The organism is Streptomyces sp. NPDC006476, assembly GCF_040612015.1.
Taxonomy (GTDB): domain Bacteria; phylum Actinomycetota; class Actinomycetes; order Streptomycetales; family Streptomycetaceae; genus Streptomyces; species Streptomyces griseorubiginosus_B.
The window spans coordinates 1-21,478 of record NZ_JBEXPK010000104.1; the positions used below are offsets into that span (position 1 = coordinate 1).

Consider the following 21,478-nt stretch of genomic DNA (forward strand, 5'->3'; position numbering starts at 1 on the left):
GCCCGGTGCGCTTAGCGGTGCACGCCGGGTTCGGGAGGCGACCCGGAGAAACGGGCTGGTCGTAAGGCCAGTACCGCGCTCCGGGTCGACCTCACCTCTTACCGGGCAGGGGTGAAAGACCCCTGCCGCCGGGCTGTCGCAGCAGTCCGGTGAAGCTGAGGGCAGCCGAGCCGTGGAGTCGCACGGTGAGGTGAGAGCAGCCCTGACAGCGACGGAGCGCGCCGGTACTTCCAGACGGTGCGTGTCCGGCAAGCAAGACGAGACGCCGTACGAGAGGAACCAGTGTCTGACGTCCCGTAAGGGTTCCACCGGCTCCAATCTGGAGGATATGGGCCGGGTGCAGCGCACGCCGTCCGCCTGTCGGGCGGCGACTTCGAAACCGGTCTTTCGATGCTGGTGAGGAGGCCACGCTGAATGACTGCGGCGTAGGCGTGGCGATGCTGTCGGGGTAGAGCTGGGCGGCTCGCTCGTCGACCGGAAAGTGGTGAACGTGGGAAGCGCGCTGGAACCGCCCGTCCCGGCTGACATCCAGTCAGCCGGTGGGCAGGCCCGTCGTCGGCTGACGGCTCCAGCGCGTGGCGGAGGCCCCGTAGTAGTCCGAGCGCACGAGAGGTACGTACATGGCGAAGGGGGCCAGCAAGTCAGCAGCGGACGTGCGGGAATACCAGGAGGTTGTCGCCGGTGAACACCGACGAGCTGGAGTCCGCCACGTATGTGGCAGAACGACGGGTACTGGAGATCCAGACCAAGCTGCACCGTTGGGCCCGTGACGATCCCCGTCGCAGGTTCGATGATCTGTTCAATCTCGTTGCCGATCCTGCGTTTCTGCTGGTTGCGTGGGATCGGGTGCGGAGTAACAAGGGCGCGAAGACCGCCGGGGTGGACGGCCGGACGGCCGCGTCCATCGGGTGGGGCATGGGCGTCGAGGAGTTCCTCGCAGGGCTGCGGGCCAGTATCAAGGACCGTAGCTTCCGTCCCCTTCCTGTCCGTGAGCGGATGATCCCCAAGGCCGGCGGCAAGTTGCGCCGTCTAGGGATCGCGACGATCACAGACCGGGTGGTGCAAGCGTCCCTGAAGCTGGTGCTGGAGCCAATCTTCGAGGCGGATTTCCTCCCGTGTTCCTACGGGTTCCGTCCCAAACGCCGGGCCCACGACGCGGTGGCCGAGGTGCGCTTCTTCACGTCCAAGTCGTATGAGTGGATCGTGGAAGGCGACATCGAAGCCTGCTTCGACGAAATCTCGCACCCCGCCCTGATGGGCAGAGTGCGGGCCCGCATCGGGGACAAGCGCGTCCTGGACCTGGTGAAGGCGTTCTTGAAGTCAGGGATCCTCGATGAGGACCGTGTACTTCGGGACACCACTGCCGGTACTCCGCAGGGTTCGATCCTCTCGCCGTTGATGAGCAATGTGGCCCTCTCGGTCCTGGACGAGTACATCGCCCAGGCGCCGGGAGGATCGGAGTCCAAGCCCTGGGAGCGAGCCAAACGGCGCCGTGAAGGTCTTCCGAACTGCCGTATTTCTAGGTACGCGGATGACTGGTGCCTGATGGTGAGTGGTACCAAGGAGGATGCCGAAGCTCTGCGCGAGGAGATCGCGGAGGTCTTATCGACGATGGGCCTGCGCCTGTCGCCCGAGAAGACCCTGATCACCCATATCGACGAGGGGTTGGACTTCCTCGGATGGCACATCCAGCGTCATCGCAAACGGGGCACCGACCGCCGCTACGTCTACACCTATCCCTCGCGCAAGGCCCTCAAGGCCGCGATGGGCAAGGTCAAGGAGATCCGGCGCAGAACAGCCACCGGCCTGCCACTGGACGAACTGCTCATCCAGATCAACCGGATGCTCTTCGGCTGGTGCATGTACTTCCGTCCCGGAGTGTCCAACGCGACCTTTCAATACCTGAGGAACTATGCGTGGAATCAGGTGATGAAGTGGTTGCGCCGCAAACACCACCGAATCAACCGGAAGGACCTCCGTCGTCGCTACTGCAACGGCGGATGGTGGCCATCAGGGGCTGAAGTATCCCTGTTTGACCCCGGCAAAGTGCGCACTACGCGCTACCGATACCGGGGAACAGCGGGCATTCCTTCGCCCTGGCCGACCGCCACATGAGGAAGATTCCCAAGGGCTGAACGGGGCTTGTGGAGCGCCCGGTGCCGCGAGAGTGGCACGCCGGGTGCGGGAAGAGGCCCAGAGAAACGGCTCGCTCGAAAGACGAGACCGCGCTCTGGGCCTACTTCACCACCGGATGTTCTGTCACATCACCGCGAACTGGCGGGGGCGGCCGCTGACCAGCTACCAGGTCGTCCTCCAGACCATCGCCGCCACCACCACCAGGACCGGCCTGACCATCGGGGCCGAACTGGACACAGGCAGCTACGACCTCGGCATCAGCATCACACCCGCCGAGTTCCGTGCCCTTGCGATCACACCCAATACCTTTCACGGTGACTGGAACTACACACTGTCTCCCGTTCCACCGCGAGCGCCAGACGAGCCGGCAACGACGCACCGGACCGACGCGGCCCTGACCGCGATGCTCACCGACCCGGCCCTGGCCGGCATGTCACGAACCGCCTTCGAGCATCTGGTGGCGGTCTCGGAGCCTTTCTGGGACGCCTTGGCCGAAACAGCCTTCCAGCGACGCTTCCACCGCCCGCGCAGCTACCGCCACCCACAGACCAGCAGCGTGGACCACACCCACCGGCTCCTGGCAGCCATCCTGCGCCGCCGCAGAGCGGTGACCATGACGTTCCTGGCGCAACTACTGGGCGTCAACCGCACCAACCTGTCCATCCAGTACCAGGACGCAAAACGGCTCCTGGACCTGCACCGGATCCTCGTCACGCCCATACCCGGATCGCCCGCCCGCACGTTGGAACAGCTACACGCCCGAACAACCCCCGCGGAACCCATCGCTGACAGTTATTGAAATACGGGCCCCCGGCCGCACCGAAAACTGCCAGATCGGCGGTGCGACGCGAGGTCGCACGCTGTGAGTGGTTACGCAGGGAGGAGGTCGGCATGACGCCGAGGACGTGACCCGGGCCAGTGTCCAAGGCCCGTCCCCTCCCCGACGTGCGTCGCTGGTAACGGCGGGGTGCGAAGCTCGGGGAAGAAGCCCAAGGGCTCCCGTTCCATCCGGGGGTCACAGGCAAGGGGAAGACCGGACGGGTGAAGCTCACTGAACCCTCAACGATGCTCCGTGATGGCAAGCCTCGCAGATGGGAAGCAAAAGCGAGGTGCAGGGCTGGCCGCTGAGAAGCGGCGGGTGCCGGTCGAAGACACCGAGTCGGCCGGGAGGACACCACCGCCCCGGGGTAATGAGGGCATCCACCCCGGTCGCATCTCACACGTGTGGAACGTGACAACCCCGTTGGGGTCCAGACCTGCTGGTCTGGTCAGCCGACCGTAACGAAGGCCCAAATCCCCAGCGGGTGCAGGACGGTCCAAGAAGCCAACGCCGGCCGCCGAAAGGCAGCAGGAAACCGGGACAGCACCGGCACCTCCGCCGAGTCCCGCATAACTGGCCGGATACGGGCGGATGCCCGACCCGAAAGGGTGCTGACGTGGGCCGGGTGAGCCTGTGAAGAACGCTGTTGAGCAGGAACCAGAACCGAAGGGCAAGTTGGACACCGTGACGGTCATACCCGCTGCCGACCCGGCCGCGACCAGCACCGCTGCGGTGAACGGACCGGAGGACACTCCGCTCGACTGGGATGCCATCAACTGGCAGGCCCAGGAGGAGTCAGTACGGCGACTGCGGCAGAGAATCTTCACGGCATCGCAGGCAGGGGACCTCAAAAGGGTCCGCAACTTGCAGAAACTGATGCTCCGTTCCCGGTCCAACACGCTGGTCAGCGTGCGGCGGGTGACGGAGATCAACGCAGGACGCAAGACGGCCGGGATCGACGGTCAGGTCGTCCTGACCGCCGCGGGCAAAGCGGAACTGGCCCATCGGGTTCAGCACCGGATCAGCCCGGACAGAGCCCGGCCCGTCAAGCGGGTGTATATCCCCAAGCCAGGCGGCAGGAGACGCCCGCTCGGCATTCCCGTGATCTTGGACCGGGTCGAGCAAGCCCGGGTCTCCCAGGCACTGGAACCGGAGTGGGAAGCGCGGTTCGAGCCGAAGTCGTACGGCTTCCGGCCCGGCCGCAGCTGTCAGGACGCGATCGCGGCGATCTACTGGACGGCCAAGGGCAGCAAGGCCCGCCGCCGGTGGGTACTGGATGCGGATCTGGCAGCGGCGTTCGACCGAATCGACCACGACCACCTTCTCCAGCAGCTCGGCACATTCCCCGCGCGGGAACAGATCGGGCAGTGGCTGCGAGCCGGTGTGGTCGAGGAAGGCCGGCTCACGCCGACCGAGGAGGGAACTCCTCAAGGCGGCGTGATCAGCCCCGTCCTCCTGAACATCGCCCTGCACGGGATGGAGACGGCTGCGGGAGTCCAGTACCGGCAGACCGGCCGCCGTGCCGGTGACACCATGCCGGGCTCTCCGCTGCTGGTGAGATACGCCGACGATCTCGTCGCCCTGTGCCATTCACGGGAACAGGCCGAACAGGTCAAGGCCCGGCTTGCCGAGTGGCTGAGGCCGAGAGGACTGGTCTTCAACGAGCACAAGACGCGCGTCGTCCACCTCGAAGAAGGCTGCGACTTCCTCGGCTTCACCATCCGCCGCTATCACGGCAAGCTGCTGATCAAGCCCAGCCGCGAGGCCGTCAGACGGATCCGGAACAGGCTGCGCACCGAGGTGCGGTCCCTGCACGGGGCCAACGCCGCCGCGGTGCTGCAACGGCTCAACCCGATTATCCGGGGATGGTCGGCCTACTACCGGAGCGTGGTCGCCAGCGAGGTCTTCACCGCGCTGGACGACTACCTGTGGAAGCTCACCTACAAGTGGGCGACCCGCGCTCACCCGAACAAGCCCCGGCACTGGGTCACGACCCGGTACTACGGCACGTTCAACAAGTCCCGGCAGGACCAGTGGGTGTTCGGTGACCGCGACAGCGGCGCCTACCTGCTGAAATTCGCCTGGACGAAGATCGTCCGACACCAGATGGTCCACGGCTCGGCGTCCCCGGACGACCCTGCCCTGGCGACCTACTGGGCCGAACGGCGCCGCACCAGCCCACCACCGCCGATCAACCGCGCCACCCTGCGCCTGCTCCAGGCGCAGAACGGGCAGTGTCTGATCTGCCGGGGACCGCTGCTGCACGCCGACGCTCCGCCGTCCAGCCCCATCAAGTGGGAACAATGGCTGCGAAGCACCCGACAGGCGATCACCACCAGGAAGATCACCTATCGCGGGATCGACACGTCGGACGGGGTGCAGCTCCGACTCATCCACGCGTCCTGCACCGCACGCCTGTGAGCCTTCCGGGCTTGCTTGAGCCGAGCTGCGGGGAAAGCCCGCACGGCCGGTTCTGAGGGGGGACCGTCGCAGCAATGCGGCGGTCCTACCCGACTGTTCGCCGCCTGCGCCACGACACGCGGACGCGCCCTGGTGGACCGCGCGGATGTGGGAGCCGTCCACGCACGCGCGGGACCAGTCGAGTTCGCCGGCCGCGTTGAGTTCGGCGAGCAGGATGCAGTGCAGCTGCTCGAAAACACCGGCCTGCTGCCAGCGATCCAGGCGTCGCCAGCAGGTCTGTCCGGAGCCGAACCCCAGCTCCGGGGGCAGGAGTTGCCAGGCTATGTCGTTGTGGAGCACGTACAGGATGCCGGTGAAGTTCCCGGAGCAGCCGACGTAGATGTCCTCGCCGGGCCAGGTCCCGGCGTGCTCGTAGATGATCGACCGGATGGGCGCGGGTATCGAGCCGTGGAACATGGGCCGCTCCAAAAGATCCGACAGCGCAGGGTCTACCTGCGGATTCGTCGGCCCATTGTGAGCGGTGGCACGGAATGCGAGGGCCCCACTGGCGCCCGGGGGCGTGGACGTCAATGGGGCCTTCGTGGAGCGCCGACCAGGGCTTGCACCTGGAACCCCCGACTGGAAGTCGAGGCGTGTTGCTTACACGCACCGGCGCGGGCGGTAGCCGTATCACTGATGGAAACGACCGGTCCATCCAGAAGTTACGGACCGGAGCTACAACGGATCAAGAACTTAATCGGGTTGAGTCCGCCAGCGCCGATCGTCCGGGCCGCGCTCGGAGTCTGGGCCGCCGGGTGCCACGGTGGACGCCACGGTGACGTTGCAGGCGAGGACGCGCCGGACTGCGGTGGTCACAGCGCGTTGCTCAGCCATTCGATCAGCGCATGCGCCGTCTCCTCGCCGCCAACCGTGGAACCTGCCGGGACCGTGGTGATTGCGATCGGTGCGAGGTATCCCCTACCCGGACGCCCGCGACGCCCCGCCCGGCTTGGAAAGCCGGGCGGGGGGTCCTCATCTACGGGGCCTGTTCGACGTCGTTCCGGGGGGCAAGGCCCTATCTCTGTACCGCGAGGGTTTACCCGATTACCGCGGCAGTGGGACGGTGCGTCAACCCACCGGTGGATGCGGCGCACCAGCGAAAGACCGTAGCTTCCCGCTTTGACCGCACAACTCACTGGCATGCAAGGGGGAACAGGTGCGCACCATTCACAAGACGGGGCTCGCGGCAGCGGCCGCATTGGCCAGCTGCACGGTACTAATCGCACCCACGGCTTCTTCAGCGGCGCCGAAAGCAGAGGAACCCTCCGTGACGCAACCCATCGTGACATCGGTGGAGAGCAACACAGGTGGCGCCTCGACGGCGGGCTGCTACCACAACATCACGCGCTGGAACCACACCGGCAAGTACATCTGCGGCGAACCGCAGGCAGCCTACGACGTCGATTGGAATGCAGACGGCAGGTACGACGAGACGTTCGTGATTGCCCCTAATCGCGAAATCTGGCACACGTGGGCGAATGCCGGAGGCTGGAAGGAGTTGCCACCCGGCAACGGTTTCGCAGACTACTTTTCGGACTTCGAGAATCTCCCGCGTGGCCAGCGTTGCGTGGAAGTCTACGTGCGGGGCGATGGCGAGTACGTCAACGTGTTCAGGGACGGAAAGTGGCGTGGCTGGTCTGTTCACACCTGCGTTTAGTTAGATCCGCAGCGAGGGCCGGGGGGCGCTGCCTGCTCCCCGGCCCTCGCCTGCTGGCGGCTATGCCCCCGGTGTGCTGTGCGACCAGTCGTCGGCGGCCGAGACCACCTGCTCCTGATCCTTGTCGGGGTCCTCGGGCAGGTCGACGCGGTACGTGTCAGACCCTGGGACGTGCCTCCAGTTGGCCGCCAGGAGCGGGTAGGGCTCGCGGGCGAAATTGAACATGTCGCGCAGGGTGCGCCGAATGTAGCCGCGGTTCGGGCGGCTCAGCCCTGCGCGCGTGGTCTCGTCCCCGTCTTTCCAGATCGTTCCCTCGGCGTCGTGCACGGCGAGGAGACGGGCGCCGTCGGGCGAGACGGTGATGGCGGTGGCATTGGGCAGCTCCTCGCGGATGACGTGGGCAATGAGGAGCAGGCCGCGGTCGAAGACCTCGCGCCGCTTCTTCGCCGCGTCCTCGAAGGCGTCGTTGGCGGCTGGCAGCGTCCCCCGCGGGGTCGTTGGCCAGCCCGATCGCCGTGGTGATCCGCTTGGCCACGGGTTCGCGGTGGATGGCGAAGCTCTGGCCGACGGCCATCACGATCTCCAGCCCGTGCTGGCCGATGCAGGTTGGGTCGGGCACGAGGACTGCGGGCGGGGTGGGGTTGCTGTCCCCGACGGTCACCTCGATGGCGCCGCCGTTGATCTCCAGGGTGACCAGGCAGGGGCCGGGTGCGTACTTGCGGGCGTTGGTCACCAGCTCGCTGTGACATAGCCACGTGTGCCGAGAGTTGACACGGGTCAGCAGGTGGAGATCCGGTACTCGCCGGCGTGCGGCAGGGCGGCGCAGACGGGACCAGTCCAAGGTCATGCTCGCGACGACGCGTGGACCCCCGGCTCCCTGCTGGTGGAGATGGCCCGGGAGCGCCAGGCCCCCGTCGTCATCGACATCCACCGCGCGGGCCAGCAGCTCTTCCACGCGGCCCTGCCCGGCTCGACCCCCGGCAACGACGCGTGGATCACCCGCAAGCGCCGCGTGGTGGAGCGCTACGGCTCGGCCTCCTACCTGGTTGGCGCCCGCTTCCGCGCCAAGGGCACGACCTTCGAGGAGTCCTCCCGCCTGGACCCGGACGAGTACGCGGCCCACGGCGGCTCCTTCCCGATCACCGTCGAGAACGTGGGCGTGATCGGCTCGGTGACGGTCTCGGGCCTCCCCCAACTCCAGGACCACCGCTTCGTGGTGGAGGCGCTGGAGAACTTCCTGAAGCCGTAACGCCCCTTCAGGAGCGCCGTACGAGGGCGAGCACCTCGTCGCGCAGGGCGTCGACGGCCGCCGGGACGGGCGCCTCGACGTTCAGCCGCAGCAGGGGCTCGGTGTTCGACGGCCGCAGGTTGAACCAGCGGCCGTCGCTCAGGTCCACTGTCAGCCCGTCCAGCCGGTCGGTGGTGACCCCCTCCCCGCGGTAGGCGGCTTCGACCCGGTCGAGGGTGCCGGGCACGTCGGCGACCACGGAGTTGATCTCACCGGAGGCCGGGTAGCGGGAGTAGCCAGCGGCGAGCTCGGACAGCGGGCGGTCCTGCTCGCCGAGCGCGGCCAGCACGTGCAGGGCGGTGAGCATCCCGGTGTCGGCACGCCAGAAGTCCCGGAAGTAGTAGTGGCCGGAGTGCTCGCCGCCGAAGACCGCGTCGTGCTCGGCCATCGCGGCCTTCATGAACGAGTGGCCGACCCGGGAGCGGACCGGCGTGCCGCCGAGCTCACGGATGACCTCGACGGCGGCCGCGGAGGTGATCACGTTGTGCACGACGGCCGAGCCGGGGTGACGGGCCAGCTCGCGGGCGGCGACCAGGCCGACGACGGCCGAGGGAGACACCGCCTCGCCGCGCTCGTCGACGAAGAAGCACCGGTCGGCGTCGCCGTCGAAGGCGAGGCCGATGTCGGCGCCGACGGCGCGGACCCGGGCCTGCAGGTCGACGAGGTTCTTCGGGTCCAGGGGATTGGCCTCGTGGTGGGGGAAGCTGCCGTCGAGTTCGAAGTACAGGGCGTCGACATCGACGGGCAGGCCGTCGAGGACGGCCGGCACGGTGTGGCCGGCCATGCCGTTGCCGGCGTCCACGACCGCGGTCAGGCGGCGGTTGCCCTTGAGGGGGACGAGGGCGTTGAGGTGGGCGGCGTAGTCGCCGAGCAGGTTCCGGGAGGTGGTGGTGCCGGGGCGGGCCGCGGGCGCCGGAATGTCGCCGGCCTCCAGCCAGGACCGGATCCGCCCCAGCCCGGAGCTCTCGCCGATGGGCGCCGCTCCGGCACGGCACAGCTTGATGCCGTTGTCCTTGGCCGGGTTGTGGCTGGCGGTGATCATCGCACCGGGCAGGTCGAGGCTGCCGGAGGCGTAGTACAGGTAGTCGGTCGAGCCGAGCCCGGCGTCGACGACGTCCGCCCCCGCCGTGTTCGCGCCCGCGGCGAACGCGGCGGCCAGCTCCGGGCTGCTGTCGCGCATGTCGCGGGCGACCACGATCCGCGGTGCGCCGGTGAGCCGGACGAAGAGGGCGCCGGTCCTGCGGGCGAGGTCGGAGTTCAGCTGTGCGGGGACCTCGCCACGGATGTCGTAGGCCTTGACCAGGTGGGAGTAGTCGGGCACGGGGAAGCCTTTCGTTGTCGGGGCGGTCCGGGACGGTCCGTGGGGGCGGCTAGGCGGTGACCGTCCGGACCCAGCCGAACCCCGTGATCTCCTTCGTCGCCGTCTTCAGGTCCTTGGCGTTGTCCACGCCGCGCCAGTACCCGTTGATCCGGTACGCCGACAGCCTTTCCTCCCGCGCCAGCTCGGGGAACGTGGTGTCCTCGTGGTCGCCCAGGTCCGGCAGGAGCGCGGTGACCTCCGGCTCGAACAGATACACCCCCGCGTTGATCCAGTGCGGCAGCACCGGTGCCTCGGTGAAGCTCGTCACCCGGTCGGAGTGGGTCATCTCCACGATCCCGTACGGCGACTTGAGCGGCGTCACCGCCAGCGTGGCGAGCGCGTTCCGCTCGACGTGGGCCCGCGCCAGGTCGCGCAGCGAGAAGCGGGTGAGGATGTCGCCGTTGAGGCCGGCCCACCGCTCCACGGGGAACGGGAGGTGGGTGGCGGCGTACTTCAGGCCGCCGCCACGGCCGAGCGGCTCGTCCTCGACGACGACCCGTACGTTCAGCGGAAGCCGGTTGGCGGCCACGTAGTCGCGCAGCACGTCGGCCTTGTAGCCGCAGGAGATGACCACCTCCTCGATGCCCTCGGCGGCCAGCCAGTGCGCCTGGTGCTCGAAGATGGGCCGTCCGGCGACCTCCACCAGGGCCTTGGGGATGTGGTCGGTGTAGGGGCGCAGCCTGCTGGCCTGCCCTCCGGCGAGGATGACGGCCTGTCGGACATGCGCTCCGCCCCAGCCGGTGATGGCGAGAGCCGTGTCATGGGTGATGGTCATGGGTGGGGTCCCTCCTAGGACGGGATGTTCAGACGCCTGGCAGCGGGTCGATCGGCCGGTCGGACACGGCGAACGCCGCGAAGTCGGCGTACTGAGAACGCGGCGTCGCCCATGTCGGGTCGCTGCCGCCGAAAAAGGTCGAGAAGAGTACTCCGTCGATGCCGAGCCGATCGGTGGTACGGAATTCCAGCCCGCCCCGGCTCAGCACCTGCCCCCCGTCGACGTGGACGGTCACGTTTCCGTCGAGGTGGCCCGGCTTGTTGAGGCGTACGGCCTGTTCGACGCAGACCCAGCGGCCGAGCGGCCAGTCCCAGGAGCCACGACCGAGCGAGGTGCCGTGGGCGACCGACGTCGGCAGATACGCGTAGACCTCGGCGGCGCCGTGTGTGCGCCACATGTAGCGGGTGGACAGCCCGTTCGCCCCGTCGGGGATACGACGGCCGCTCGTCACCGTCCCGCCGTACAGGCCGGGCAGCTTGCCACCCTTGACGAAGTCGAAGTCCTTCGGGAACCGCACGTAGTAACGAAGGTGGAGGAGGTCCACGGGGCCGCCCGCGAGTTCCAGGTAGATCTGGGCTCCGCCCTCGGGCAGGCCGTACTGTCGCGCCACGGTCGGGCTGGCCGAGCGTGCCGGGTAGTGGACCCGCAGCAACCGGCCCAGGACGGGGTGGTGTCCCGGCAGCAGCCCGGCGCGGGAGAGGCCGAACGAGCCGGCCTGGCGTGCCGTGAGCCGGGGGCCGAAGAACCCGGCCACGGCGGACGGGTCCGCGCTCAGCGGGGTGGCCGAGCCGGTGGAGCGGCCCGGGGATCCGGACGTGCCGCCCCCCGGGCCGCCGAAGGAGCAGGCGGCGACCCCCGTACCGATCACGGTGGCCCCCAAGGCCGTGATGAACTGCCGTCTGCGCACTGCCGCCGCTCCCGTCTGTCGGTGTGCCGAACCGTCGATCCGTGCGTCGGGCCGTCTCAAGGCCCGCTAACTCGCGCTGACGAACCGGTAGTCCACCTCCTGGGCCGTGCTCGGCACCGTGTGCAGGGTGAGGGTGCCGTCGGCGGCGGCCGTGCCGCTCGCGAGCGTGGTGCCGCCCACGGTCAGCGCGTACCTGGCGCCCGGCGTCAGACTTACGGCGGTGAAGGCGAGGTCGGTGCCGGCGGTGCCGGGTGCGACCAGCACCTCGTACGCCCCCGCGCCGGTGGGCACGCGGCCCGTGGCGGTGCCGCTCGAGGGGATCACCGCGACGGACTGCGGGGTGACGGTCACCTGGGAGGTGCCGACCGTCGCCGCGGTCAGTGTCGCCGTGCTGCCCGCTCCGGCGGAGCCGAGCGCGGTGGTGACGGCCGGGTAGCCGCTCGCCTTGTAGACGGTGCCGGCCGAGCCGGTGAACGACGCCGAACTCACGGAGTCCACCGCCACCTTCGTGGCCTGCTTGGCGTCCTTGAACGTGATGCTGCCCGGGGTGGTCGAGTTGCCCTTCACCGAGTAGGTGAGGGACGTGGGAAGGGTGTTGCCGGAGAACACCGTCCCCGTGCTCCACTGCGTGAGCACCCCGGAGGCGAACGAGCCGCTGAAGGTGTTGCCGGAGAACACCGTGCCGTCGGTCTGGTTCAGCTTCACCGCGTTGCTGGCGGTCGTGTCGAAGGTGTTGCCGGTGAAGGTCAGGTTGCTCGGCCGGCCGGTGCTGTTGGTGTAGGCCGGGATGTCGGAGCCCTGGTAGGTGAAGACGGCGTACTGGCTGCTGTTGGTCACCGTGTTGCCGGTGGTGGTGATGTTCGACGAGCCGACGCTGTAGCGCAGGCCGTACTCGGCGCCGGTGACCGTGTTGTCGCGGATGGTGTCGCCGCTGCTGTCGAAGACCGCGATGCCGGCGCCGTTGGGCTGGTCGTGGACGTAGTTGTCCTCGATGACGCTGTCGGTGACCCCGCGGTGGATCATGATGCCGTGGACCTGGTTGTCCGACGGGTCGTCGTCACCGACCGGGACGTACGGCGGAATGCCGTTGTGGTCGACCTCGTTGTACGCGATCTCCAGGTGGTCGCACCGCTGCGAGCAGATGATCCCGTGGTCGCCGTTGTCGTGCGAATGGTTGTGCGTGATGGTCAGGTAGTCGGAGTCGTCGTGCGGGTCGAGCCCGTACATGACGTTGTGGTCGTACTCGTTGCCGGTGAAGGTCATGCCGTACGCGTCGAACGTGTACGTGCCCATGAAGTTGTTGTGGAACCGGCTGCCCGTCTCCGAGCCGTAGACGTTCAGCGCCGCGCACACGGCGAGGTGGGTGGAGTCGCAGCCGCGGCCCTTGTACGACACGCCGTAGCTCTCGGCGTCGTGGGAGCCGAGGTAGCCGATGTCGCTGTCCTTGATGTCCATCCGCGACTCGCGTGGCGTGCCGTCGGTGTCCAGGTAGGAGATGGCCCTGATGAAGGCGCGCGCCCGGGAACCGGACAGGGCGTTCGCGGGCAGGTACGGGTCCGTGTCCGGGGCGCCGGTGGCGTCGTCCCACGAGGTGATGTGGACGGTGTCGATGTCGATGTCACCGTACTGCGCGGTGATGGCGCTGACGTGGGTGGCGACATTGTCGGACAGGCTGCGCAGCCGCAGGGTGTCGACGTCACCGCCGACGGCGCTGCCGTGCAGGTCGAGGGTGGCGCCGTTCTGGACGACAAGGTCCGCGCTCAGTTCCCAGGTGTTGGTGGACGGGTCCGTCTCCACCAGGGGTGCGGACGGGCAGAGCGCGTCGATGTCGGACAGGCTCGCGGTGCCGGAGGTCAGGTAGATCGTGTTGGTGCTGCTGGCGTAGCGGACCTGACCGGAGCACGAGGCGGCCTGCGCCGGTGTTGCGAACAGCACGACGGGGCCGGTCAGCAGTCCGAGGACGGTGAGGGCGACGCCGAGGCGGCGGGCGGAGCGGCCCGCGGGGGCGACGCTCCTAGCCGACCGGGAGAGCGGGGCGGGCGAGAGGCCCGTGCGAGGCCGGTCGGCCGGGGCGGTCGCGCCCGGTCTGAGTGGTTGGTCGTTCATAGGAGGCTCCTGTACATGTCCTCCGCCGTTCGGCACTGAACTGCGGAGGCGCTGTTTGCGATGAGGACGGGCGGGGCTCGTTCCGGGGAGGCCTCCCGCCGTCCGGCGGTGCGCGCGGTATCCGATTGGGTGGAGCGATTGCCGACCGGGAGCGGGCCGGTACCTCAACTGCCCGCCGAGGAAGAGCCGGGCGGGGCCGGGCGGGTTTGCGTCGGCGGGCGCGGCAGAAGCTTCGGCGGTTCGGGGGCGGGCGGGTGGCCCGGTGACGGGTGCCTCCCCGTCACCGGGGCGGCCCGCCCCCGGGTCACGCGGTGTTCCGCACGTGGGCCGCAACCCGGGGCCGCGGTGTCCTGCGGTGGCGGACCTGGTGGATGGTCTGGAGCAGAACGGCGAGGGTGAGGGCGACCAGCGCCGCGAACCCGAGCCAGGGGAAAGGCGGCAGGGTCACCTCCGTGTGCCCGAGCCGCTTGATCGTGCCCTTCCCGGACAGGGCGGTGGGGGCCCTCACCCGCGAGTCCGTGATACTGATCCACGCACCCGCGTCCGCCTCGATTCCCTTGCGCTCGGCGAGAATGTCCAGGCCCTCGGCGGCGGCGTGCACGCCGGAGGCCAGGTGCATGCCGCGCCGGGCATCGCTGACGGTCAGCTTCTCCAGCCGGGCGGAGGCGCCGAGGTCGACGGCCGTGAGGGCGCCGCTGACCGACCCCCCGGTGACCGTCAGCCCCGTGGACGCCGAGGCCAGGCCCTTGCGGGAAACGCCGCTGATCCGGACGCTGGTCAGGACGACGCCTCTGGTGGCGTCGGAGGCGGTGACTCCGGCCCGGCCGCCGTGGACGACGACGGAGTTCAACGCGGCATCGCTCGCGTGCCCGTAGATCTTGACGCCGGTGCCGGCGCCGCTGACGGTGGTGCCGTCCACCCGGACGTCGGGCCCGCCGATCGCTATGCCCCGGTCGAAGCCGCTGATCGTGCCACCGATGACGGTGGCACCGGCGATGTCCGCGGCGAGCGTCACCCCGGCGCCGTCCGCGCCGCCGGTGAGCCGGGCATCGCGTACGGTCACCCGGGCGCCCTGGCCGGAGACGCTGATCGCGGAGGACGCGCCGTCCACCACGGGTTTGCCGAGGACGCAGGAGACGCAGGAGATCAGCCGGACACCGCCCCGGGCGTCGTGGTGCGATGCGGTTGCCGTGAGCGTCAGGCCGTGCTGGGCGGTGGCTTTTATGCCGGTACCGTGGCTGTCACTGGTGGTGACGCCGGACAGACTGCGGCGGTCGGTGCCGCCGACCGTCACACCGTTGCCGCCGCTGCCCTCGACGGTCAGCCCGCGCACCGTGGTGCCCCGGTCGCCGTCCAGTACGACGCCGTCCTGGACGGCACCCTTGACGGTGACCTTGTCGAGTTTCACGCCGGTCGACCTGGTCAGTCGCAGGCCGGTGCGGTCGCCCTGGAACGTGGAGCCGGTGGCGGATCCGGTGGCGGCCCGCCCCCAGGTGACCCCGGACTCCCGGGCCGGGGCGCCGGCGCCCCGGCCGAGGCCGGTCACTTCCGCGTCGTCGATCGTCATGCGGCCCCCCGCACCCATGGCGAGGTACGGGCGTCCGGCCAGGTCCGCAGGGGCCGGGGCGGGCCCGTCCGCGGCCGCGGAGGCCAGGGTGACACCGTCGATGTCGAGGGTGGCCCGGCTGCCGCGGATCCAGGTGCCGGACGCGGCGGTCTTCCCGGCGGTCATCAGCACGGTGGGCGTGCGGCGGCCCAACTGCAGGGTGGCGCCGGGAGCGAGCAGCACGGCCGTGTTGATCCGCACGGTCTTGGACCCGCCCGCCTTCACCGGTGCGTAACCGATCCACTCCCCGCCCGCGTTGGCGGCCAGCCAGCTCAGCGGGAGCGGTCCGTACTGCGGGTACAAGCGTTTCACCACGGAGCCGTGACTGACCAGGGCGACGGTGCCGGGCCTGATCACCATGAGCCGGTCCGGGCGTCCGCTGCGCTGCCAGGCAGCGACGTCCGGGTCGCCCCCGGTGCCGCCTGCGGCGTGGGCGGCGGGCGCGACGGCGGCCAGCAGGGTGGCCGCGGCGAGGGCGGCGCTTGCGACGCGGGCGGCGTGTCTCATACCGTGGCCTCCGCTCCGGCGGGCTGGGCGGTCCTGACGACGACGCCGTTCTCCACCGAGACCTGCCTGGTCAGCCAGCGCTGCTTGCGGATGGTGGCGAGCGCGCAGAGCTTGACGACTGCCATCATGAACGAGATCAGGACGAAGCCGGGCACCAGGAAGAACGACGAGGGCTTGCGCACCAGGTGCGGCAGGATCTTCATCGACCGGCTCACCCACCACCAGCCGGCCAGGCAGGCGACGAAGAACCAGTCGTGCCGGATGATCGCCCAGGTCATGAAGAAGGGCGAGAACAGCAGGGTGAAGCTGCTGACCCCCTTGTCGATCAAGGTGTAGGCGAGGAAGGGGTGCCGCCAGACCCAGCGGTGTGACAGCGCCCTCAGGTCGGAGCGCCAGGTGTTGCGGGCCCAGCGGAGCCGCTGCTTGAGGAAGATGCGCAGCGTGCCGGGGAAGGTCGACCAGACGCGGGCGGAGCGCTGCATGTAGGTGAGGTGGCCGCGCTCCAGAATCAGAGTGGTCAGCCGCTTGTCGTCGCCCGACATGCAGGGGACGCCCCAGAACGTCTCCGCCATGAAGTCGTCGGATATCTCCAGCAGCAGTTCGCGCCGGTAGACGGCGGTGCGTCCGGACAGGCACGAGACGGCGCGGCCCATGACGGTCTGCGCCGCGTTCTCGTCGAAGTACCGGTAGTCCAGGTACATGTCGTTGACCCGCTGCAGGAACCCCTTGGGGTTGTACACGTTCTGACGGGTCCCCACCCCGCCGATCCTGGGGTCGGCGAAGGGCTTGCAGACTTCCCGGGCGACGTTGTCAGCCCAGATGGTGTCCGAGTCGACCAGCGCCACCAGGTCGGCGGAGCATGCCTCCCACCCCTTGCGCAGGGCGTCGCGTTTGCCGGGCACGTCGGTGACGACGACGGTCACGGGATAGCGCGCCGCGATGTCCTGACAGGCCTTGTCGGTGACGTCGATGACCAGGACGACCTCGGCCACCTCGTTCGCCAGCCACGACTCGATCGCGTGGGCGAAGATCTCCGGATCCTCCTGGTACACCGGCACGACGATGCCGAGCGGGAGGAAGTGGTCGTTCTTCACGGGCTGGTAGAGAGCCGCGGGAGCCCGCCGCACGAGCCAGCAGGCCCAGCGGACCAGGCCGAGTATGCCCAGCGGCAGGTAGACGAGGTAGTACCGGAAGTCCAGCAGGGTGGTGTCGAATAGTCCGCTCATGGGCCTGTTCTCGTTGGGTCCACAGGTGTCTGACAGCCTCCGCTGCCGCGCCGGCCATGCGGCGCGGCAGCGGAGAGAGATGCCCGGCGGCCGGGATCCGGCCCGGACCGGCCGGCCGACGGGGTGGGCCGGCGCGGAACCGTGTCGGGCTGCGCCGGCCGCCGGGCCTAGGCGGTCAGGGCCTCGGTCTCCAGTTCGGCCACCTCGGCGAGCTTGTCGTTCACGGTGACGACCGCTTTGAGCAGCGGCATGTCGACGCCGATCGACGCGGCGAGGCCGAGGAACCCCTGGGTGTCCTTCGGCAGGCAGACACCGCCGTACGGGGCGCCGCCCCGGATGCCGTAGTACGGGTTGTACGAGGCCTCCGCCGAGCGGGCCACGGTCTGGGCGATCGGGTCGAGGTCCAGACCGAGATGCTGACCCACCAGCCACATCTCGTTCCAGAAGCTGATCTTCGTGGCGTTGTAGATGTTGTGGGCGCACTTGACGAACTCGGCCTCGGCGGGGTTCGAGAAGACGCGTGTCTCACCGCCGAAGGGCGCCAGCAACTCGGCCAGTCGCTCCCGGGTGCGTACGCTGCGCGAGGCGATGACGGTCATCCACGGGTGGCGGAAGTCCTCGACCGCGGTGGCCGCGCGGAGGAACTCCGGGTTACTGGCGAGCGAGAAGCCCTCACCGGCGGTTTTCCCTGAGTGCTTCTCCAGCAGCGGCTGCACAAGGCCCTCGGCCGTACCCGGCGGGACGGTGGAGCGGACCACGACGATGTGCGTACCTGCTGCGTCGGCCAGCGCGTCGCCCACGGAGGCGGTGCCCGCCTCGAACGCGGACAGGTCGTAGCGGTGGCCGACGTTGGGCGTGGGCAGCGTGAGGAAGACGAACGCGTCCGGCTCGGCGCTGAGGTCGAGTTCGGCACGCGCGTCCAGCCCCTGGGAGCGCAGGTAGTCCAGGCGCTGCGGCGCCACGTCGATGAAGGTCACCTGATGGCCGGCGTGGAGAAACCCCTTGCCAGTGGCTGTTCCGACAACTCCGGAACCGACGATGAAGATTCTGGCCATTGAATCATTCTCCTGTTCGGATTCGGGTGCCTGCGGGCACGCCGAACACGGAAGCGGAATGCAGAGATTCGGCGACAGGGAAGGGAAAACACCATCCCGCGCGAAATATGGTGAAGAACAGCGCCAGCCGCGCGGCGAGCGCGATTGACGGTGAATTCACCGAAACGTTTCGACATCGACACGCCTCCCCATGCGTGCGGCCGATGATGCGACAGCGCGAGACGGCGCCGTCGATGCCCCCCAAACCCCCTGTCAGTACTACGCCAAGCGACGAGACGCCCCCCTTGGCGCCCGTCGCCCAAATTCAGACAGTACGAAGTTATACACGGGATCTACACATCTGCGGGGGCGCGGCTGTTAATTGCCTATGTCGGAAAAGTAAAGGGCATCCCTAGTACGAGTGCTCCGACGCGCGCCGGATTCCACTTGACCGCCCACATCCCGACGACGATGGAAACGCTCCCATAGCGAACAGAAACAGCGCCAGGGCAGCGCGCGATTACATGGCCTATGCATATCTACGCACGACCTTCAGATCCGAGACCGCCCACGAGCGGCCCTCCGCCGACTCCGGACCGGCTGGTCAACTGAGGCGAGGAGGCCGACAGGGGTGCTCTTCGGCAGTGTCGGGCGGTCGGCGCGAGAACGTTCAGCCATGCCGGGGCGGGGCGGCGCCTCTTTGCCGAGGAACACCGCATGGCCGGGATGTCGTAGGCGACCGCGTGCCGCCCTGGACCTGTCCTCAGTGGGCCACGCCGCCCGAGAGCTGTCCGTGGCGCACGTTCATGAACGAGACATGGCCGGTGGTCCACCGCCGTGTGCCCTCGACGGCCCGCGCTGACGAAGTGAACAGCGGCGGGGTGAACAGCGCCTTGGACGGCTTCGACGCCGCTGGCTGTGCCGGTTCACTGGCAACTTGCCCTGGCCGCTGAAGCTCCTCTTGAACGCTGCGAGTCGCCTCGGGGGCCAGCGTCTGCAACTCGACCCCGGCCTTGTGGGCGGCTGCCGCCGGCCCCGGCTCCGGCTGCCCGTCGCGGGTCAGGCCGCACAGGCACTCGGTCTCGTGCCAGCCCATGCTGTAGTCGCACGCGCACGTCCACGTGACCAGGCACCACGGCCACTCGTAGCCGCCGATCGGGTACCGGCCGTCGGCGAGCGGCTCGACGACGTCGAGCGCGCCGGAGCCCTCCTCGCCCACCCGCTGCCAGTTGATGCAGATGACGGCCGCGCGGGCCGCGGCGCCCCGGCCGCCGCGCGCCTTCTTCTGCGTCTTGCGGGCGGCCCTGCGGGTCTCGCGGTTGACCGGCACCTTCTTGACGGTCGGCGTCTTGCCGCCCCAGCTGACGCGCACCGCGACCGCGCACGGGGCGCGGTCGCCCCACTCGTTGACGACGTACGTCTCGCCGCTGTCGAAGAAGTGGACCGTGTCCGGGCTGCCCGCGTGGCCGTCGATGACGTGGACGGTGATCATGGTGGAGAAGCCGTAGCTGTCGGCCATGCTGAGCGTTCCGGCCGAGACCTCGCGGGTGACGTCGGGGGTCTATGCGTAGTGACGCGTAGCGTGAACATTTCGCGCGCAGTTTGCGCCCTATGTGACCTCAGTTTGTGTCAGGCCAGGTCAATGAGTGCGATCATGTAGCGAACTACTGCGTAGTTGTGCGAACCTTCGCCGTATGGATGCGCAGACACCGGCACCGCCAGCAGAGGCCGTGCTGATCAAGGAGGCTCTCCGCCGAGCCCGCCTATCAGGGCGCGAAGCGGCCCGAAGAGTGCCCATCAGCGAGACCCGATGGCGACAGATCGTCAACGGGTACCAGGACGTGGGAGGCGTACGTATCCCGGTAACCGCGCCCGACGACACACTCGCCCGCATGGCGCAGGTCGTCGGCCTCACCTCGGACCAGCTCCGCCAGGCCGGCCGCAGCGACGCCGCCGATGTCCTTGACGAACTCGCCGGGCCGCCGTTCCCGGCCAGCACGGCGGGGACACCTGACACCACCGCTCAAATCGAGGCGATCACCGCGCTTCTGGCCACCCTCAGCCCGGAGGCGCGGGAACAGGTGCTGAGCCGGTTCGACCGCCCAGCGGTCGGCGAGTCCGGACAGACAGACGTCGTGAACAACACCGGTCGCCGCGAGGCCAGTTGACCTCGTGCATTACCCTTAGTAACGCTATGGTCACGGTCTCGGCGCGAGGTGGAAACCAGTTACCGGTAAGTATGATCATTGCCCCCTAGTCGAACGTAAGTTCTGAATAGGGGACACACGTGGATCAAGTTCTCTTGGCCGGCGTGCTCGGTGCGGCAGTCCTGGCAATCGTCCTGCTCCACAAGAACCAGCAGAGACAGACTGCACGTCTCACGAAGATCGAAGCTGAGCTCGCCGCCGAGAAGATCGCCCGCCTCACACAGCAACCGGCGCCGCCCGCCATACCGGCGCAAGAAGAGGAACCACCCGAGCCGGCGCGCCGCAAGCGTCATCTCGCTCTCTACATCGGCGGCGGCGTAGCGGCCGTCTTCGGCTCGCTAGGTGCGCGCCTGCGCTCCCTGTGGAAGCGCAGCCCCGCTCTCGCCACAACGGGTACCGTCACCGTCGTCGCGGTTGCCTCCCCCGCCGCGGCCTTATATCTGCCCCCGAACGGCAGCTCGCCCGACACACCCAACGTGCCGTAGCCCGCCACAGTCTCGGACCAGCCCCACGCCAAGATCTCCGAAATCCCCGGGCGACAGTCCGGGGCCAGCTCCGAGGACGACGACAGAGCGGCAAGGGACGACACCTGGCACAAGAACGCCGACGCCAGCAGCTTCACGGTGCTCAGATCCGGCGCGGGGGAACCGCCGGAACTCAGCGCGGGCAACGAAACGCAACAGCCGCAGAATGCCGACCAGACCTCGGAGCCCACCCGGCCGACCTCATCGGGGCAGAGTCCGAGCGGCCCGGCACCCGGTTCGAACGATCCGAGGCCGAGTCCGAGCGCTCCGGGTCCGGTTCCAAACGATCCGGAGCCTGTACCTCCCTCTCTCGCGGTCGGGAACGTGGGACTCGCGGATACGGAGAAGCGATGGTGTGAGGACGTGACCGTGGAGCTCCGCAACACAGGTGGCTCACCGGCGACGTCCGGGACGGTTCGCTTCGGGACGCACATCCTCGATCTGTTCGGCACCGATTGGGGCATGGTCACGCAGGTCCGGAGCCTGCCCGCGCCGATCCCAGCCGGCGGCGAGGCCGAGCACACGTGGACATTGTGTGTGGACGCCTGGCGGGTGCCGCTTGGCTGGCACATTGACACCCTCGACGTCGCCGCCGCTCTCAACTAGTGCCGCATCAGGCAACGTTCGCCCTGTCGTGGTGTGTCGTCCAGTTGCTGCGCCGGGAAGCGCCAGACGGCCACAATGATCACGTGGCTGAGCGCGTGCGGGTCCGGGAAATTGACGACGACGAGGGCAGGCGCCTGCTGCGGATCATCCGCAGAGGCACTGGCTCGGTGGTGACCTGGCGGCGGGCTCAGATGGTGTTGTTATCCGCGCAGGGCATGCCGGTTGCGAAGATCGCCGAGGTGACGTTCACCAGCGACGA

General features: G+C 68.7%; 17 protein-coding genes, 1 tRNA gene and 3 pseudogenes. 10 read left to right on the plus strand and 11 right to left on the minus strand.

Annotation, left to right across the window (positions count from 1 at the left end; genetic code table 11):
- Positions 1 to 681: 681 nt before the first annotated feature.
- The 3 genes and pseudogenes from ltrA (ABZZ74_RS47845) (at position 682) to ltrA (ABZZ74_RS47855) (ending at position 5,377) form a co-directional block, all read left to right on the plus strand.
- A complete protein-coding gene (ltrA, locus tag ABZZ74_RS47845; RefSeq protein WP_356950415.1) occupies positions 682 to 2,115 on the plus strand; it encodes a group II intron reverse transcriptase/maturase in 1,434 nt (477 codons plus the stop codon).
- 130 nt (positions 2,116 to 2,245) lie between these two features.
- Positions 2,246 to 3,002 (plus strand): annotated as a pseudogene (locus tag ABZZ74_RS47850) (ISAzo13 family transposase); the annotation flags it as partial.
- A gap of 638 nt (positions 3,003 to 3,640) precedes the next feature.
- Positions 3,641 to 5,377: a group II intron reverse transcriptase/maturase gene (gene ltrA, locus ABZZ74_RS47855; protein WP_356950416.1), complete on the plus strand. Its 1,737-nt coding sequence runs from the start codon at positions 3,641 to 3,643 to the stop codon at positions 5,375 to 5,377.
- A 135-nt stretch (positions 5,378 to 5,512) separates the two neighbouring features.
- Here ltrA (ABZZ74_RS47855) and ABZZ74_RS47860 read toward each other — a convergent pair.
- Together ABZZ74_RS47860 and ABZZ74_RS47865 are read right to left on the minus strand one after the other, a co-directional pair.
- Positions 5,513 to 5,728: pseudogene (locus tag ABZZ74_RS47860) on the minus strand (transposase); the annotation flags it as partial.
- A 230-nt stretch (positions 5,729 to 5,958) separates the two neighbouring features.
- Positions 5,959 to 6,032, minus strand: a tRNA-Gly gene (locus ABZZ74_RS47865).
- 651 nt (positions 6,033 to 6,683) lie between these two features.
- Between ABZZ74_RS47865 and ABZZ74_RS47870 the strand changes: the two genes are divergently transcribed.
- Positions 6,684 to 7,073, plus strand: a complete 390-nt coding sequence (locus ABZZ74_RS47870; protein WP_356950417.1) for a hypothetical protein — start codon at positions 6,684 to 6,686, stop codon at positions 7,071 to 7,073.
- 60 nt (positions 7,074 to 7,133) lie between these two features.
- On the opposite strand, the gene ABZZ74_RS47875 is transcribed toward ABZZ74_RS47870, so the two are convergent.
- A complete protein-coding gene (locus ABZZ74_RS47875) occupies positions 7,134 to 7,400 on the minus strand; it encodes a hypothetical protein (protein ID WP_356950418.1) in 267 nt (88 codons plus the stop codon).
- A gap of 430 nt (positions 7,401 to 7,830) precedes the next feature.
- Here ABZZ74_RS47875 and ABZZ74_RS47880 point away from each other — a divergent pair, with 430 nt between their 5' ends.
- Positions 7,831 to 8,322 carry a heme-degrading domain-containing protein gene (locus ABZZ74_RS47880; protein WP_356950419.1) on the plus strand — a complete coding sequence of 164 codons (492 nt, stop codon included), beginning with the start codon at positions 7,831 to 7,833 and terminating at the stop codon, positions 8,320 to 8,322.
- Between the two features lie 7 nt (positions 8,323 to 8,329).
- Here ABZZ74_RS47880 and ABZZ74_RS47885 read toward each other — a convergent pair whose 3' ends face one another.
- The 7 genes from ABZZ74_RS47885 to ABZZ74_RS47915 form a co-directional block, all read right to left on the minus strand.
- Positions 8,330 to 9,682, minus strand: coding sequence for a phosphomannomutase/phosphoglucomutase (locus ABZZ74_RS47885; RefSeq protein ID WP_356950420.1), 1,353 nt, complete (start codon positions 9,680 to 9,682; stop codon positions 8,330 to 8,332).
- Positions 9,683 to 9,731: 49 nt separating this feature from the next.
- Positions 9,732 to 10,496, minus strand: coding sequence for a nucleotidyltransferase family protein (locus ABZZ74_RS47890; RefSeq protein ID WP_356950421.1), 765 nt, complete (start codon positions 10,494 to 10,496; stop codon positions 9,732 to 9,734).
- A gap of 28 nt (positions 10,497 to 10,524) precedes the next feature.
- Positions 10,525 to 11,403, minus strand: coding sequence for a polysaccharide lyase (locus ABZZ74_RS47895; RefSeq protein WP_356950422.1), 879 nt, complete (start codon positions 11,401 to 11,403; stop codon positions 10,525 to 10,527).
- 66 nt (positions 11,404 to 11,469) lie between these two features.
- Positions 11,470 to 13,509: a right-handed parallel beta-helix repeat-containing protein gene (locus ABZZ74_RS47900; RefSeq protein ID WP_356950423.1), complete on the minus strand. Its 2,040-nt coding sequence runs from the start codon at positions 13,507 to 13,509 to the stop codon at positions 11,470 to 11,472.
- 304 nt (positions 13,510 to 13,813) lie between these two features.
- Positions 13,814 to 15,622, minus strand: a complete 1,809-nt coding sequence (locus tag ABZZ74_RS47905; RefSeq protein ID WP_356950424.1) for a right-handed parallel beta-helix repeat-containing protein — start codon at positions 15,620 to 15,622, stop codon at positions 13,814 to 13,816.
- Entirely contained in the window at positions 15,619 to 16,848 is a 1,230-nt protein-coding gene (locus ABZZ74_RS47910) for a glycosyltransferase (protein ID WP_356950425.1), read from the minus strand. The genes ABZZ74_RS47905 and ABZZ74_RS47910 overlap by 4 nt, the downstream gene beginning before the upstream one ends.
- A 167-nt stretch (positions 16,849 to 17,015) precedes the next feature.
- Positions 17,016 to 17,903, minus strand: a complete 888-nt coding sequence (locus ABZZ74_RS47915) for a 2-dehydropantoate 2-reductase N-terminal domain-containing protein (RefSeq protein ID WP_133049879.1) — start codon at positions 17,901 to 17,903, stop codon at positions 17,016 to 17,018.
- On the opposite strand from ABZZ74_RS47915, the gene ABZZ74_RS47920 reads away from it, so the two are divergent.
- Positions 17,887 to 18,051 (plus strand): hypothetical protein, encoded by a 165-nt coding sequence (locus tag ABZZ74_RS47920; RefSeq protein ID WP_356950426.1) that lies wholly within the window; start codon positions 17,887 to 17,889, stop codon positions 18,049 to 18,051. The genes ABZZ74_RS47915 and ABZZ74_RS47920 overlap by 17 nt on opposite strands.
- 594 nt (positions 18,052 to 18,645) lie before the next feature.
- On the opposite strand, the gene ABZZ74_RS47925 is transcribed toward ABZZ74_RS47920, so the two are convergent.
- Positions 18,646 to 19,401 (minus strand): hypothetical protein, encoded by a 756-nt coding sequence (locus ABZZ74_RS47925; protein ID WP_356950427.1) that lies wholly within the window; start codon positions 19,399 to 19,401, stop codon positions 18,646 to 18,648.
- Positions 19,402 to 19,774: 373 nt separating this feature from the next.
- On the opposite strand from ABZZ74_RS47925, the gene ABZZ74_RS47930 reads away from it, so the two are divergent.
- The 4 genes and pseudogenes from ABZZ74_RS47930 to ABZZ74_RS47945 all read left to right on the plus strand — a co-directional run.
- Positions 19,775 to 20,050: a hypothetical protein gene (locus ABZZ74_RS47930; RefSeq protein WP_356950428.1), complete on the plus strand. Its 276-nt coding sequence runs from the start codon at positions 19,775 to 19,777 to the stop codon at positions 20,048 to 20,050.
- Between the two features lie 119 nt (positions 20,051 to 20,169).
- Positions 20,170 to 20,574: a hypothetical protein gene (locus ABZZ74_RS47935; RefSeq protein ID WP_356950429.1), complete on the plus strand. Its 405-nt coding sequence runs from the start codon at positions 20,170 to 20,172 to the stop codon at positions 20,572 to 20,574.
- Between the two features lie 402 nt (positions 20,575 to 20,976).
- The gene (locus ABZZ74_RS47940) at positions 20,977 to 21,219 is read left to right on the plus strand and encodes a hypothetical protein (RefSeq protein ID WP_356950430.1); all 243 of its coding nucleotides are present in this window, start codon (positions 20,977 to 20,979) and stop codon (positions 21,217 to 21,219) included.
- An 83-nt stretch (positions 21,220 to 21,302) separates the two neighbouring features.
- Positions 21,303 to 21,478 (plus strand): annotated as a pseudogene (locus ABZZ74_RS47945) (IS630 family transposase); the annotation flags it as partial.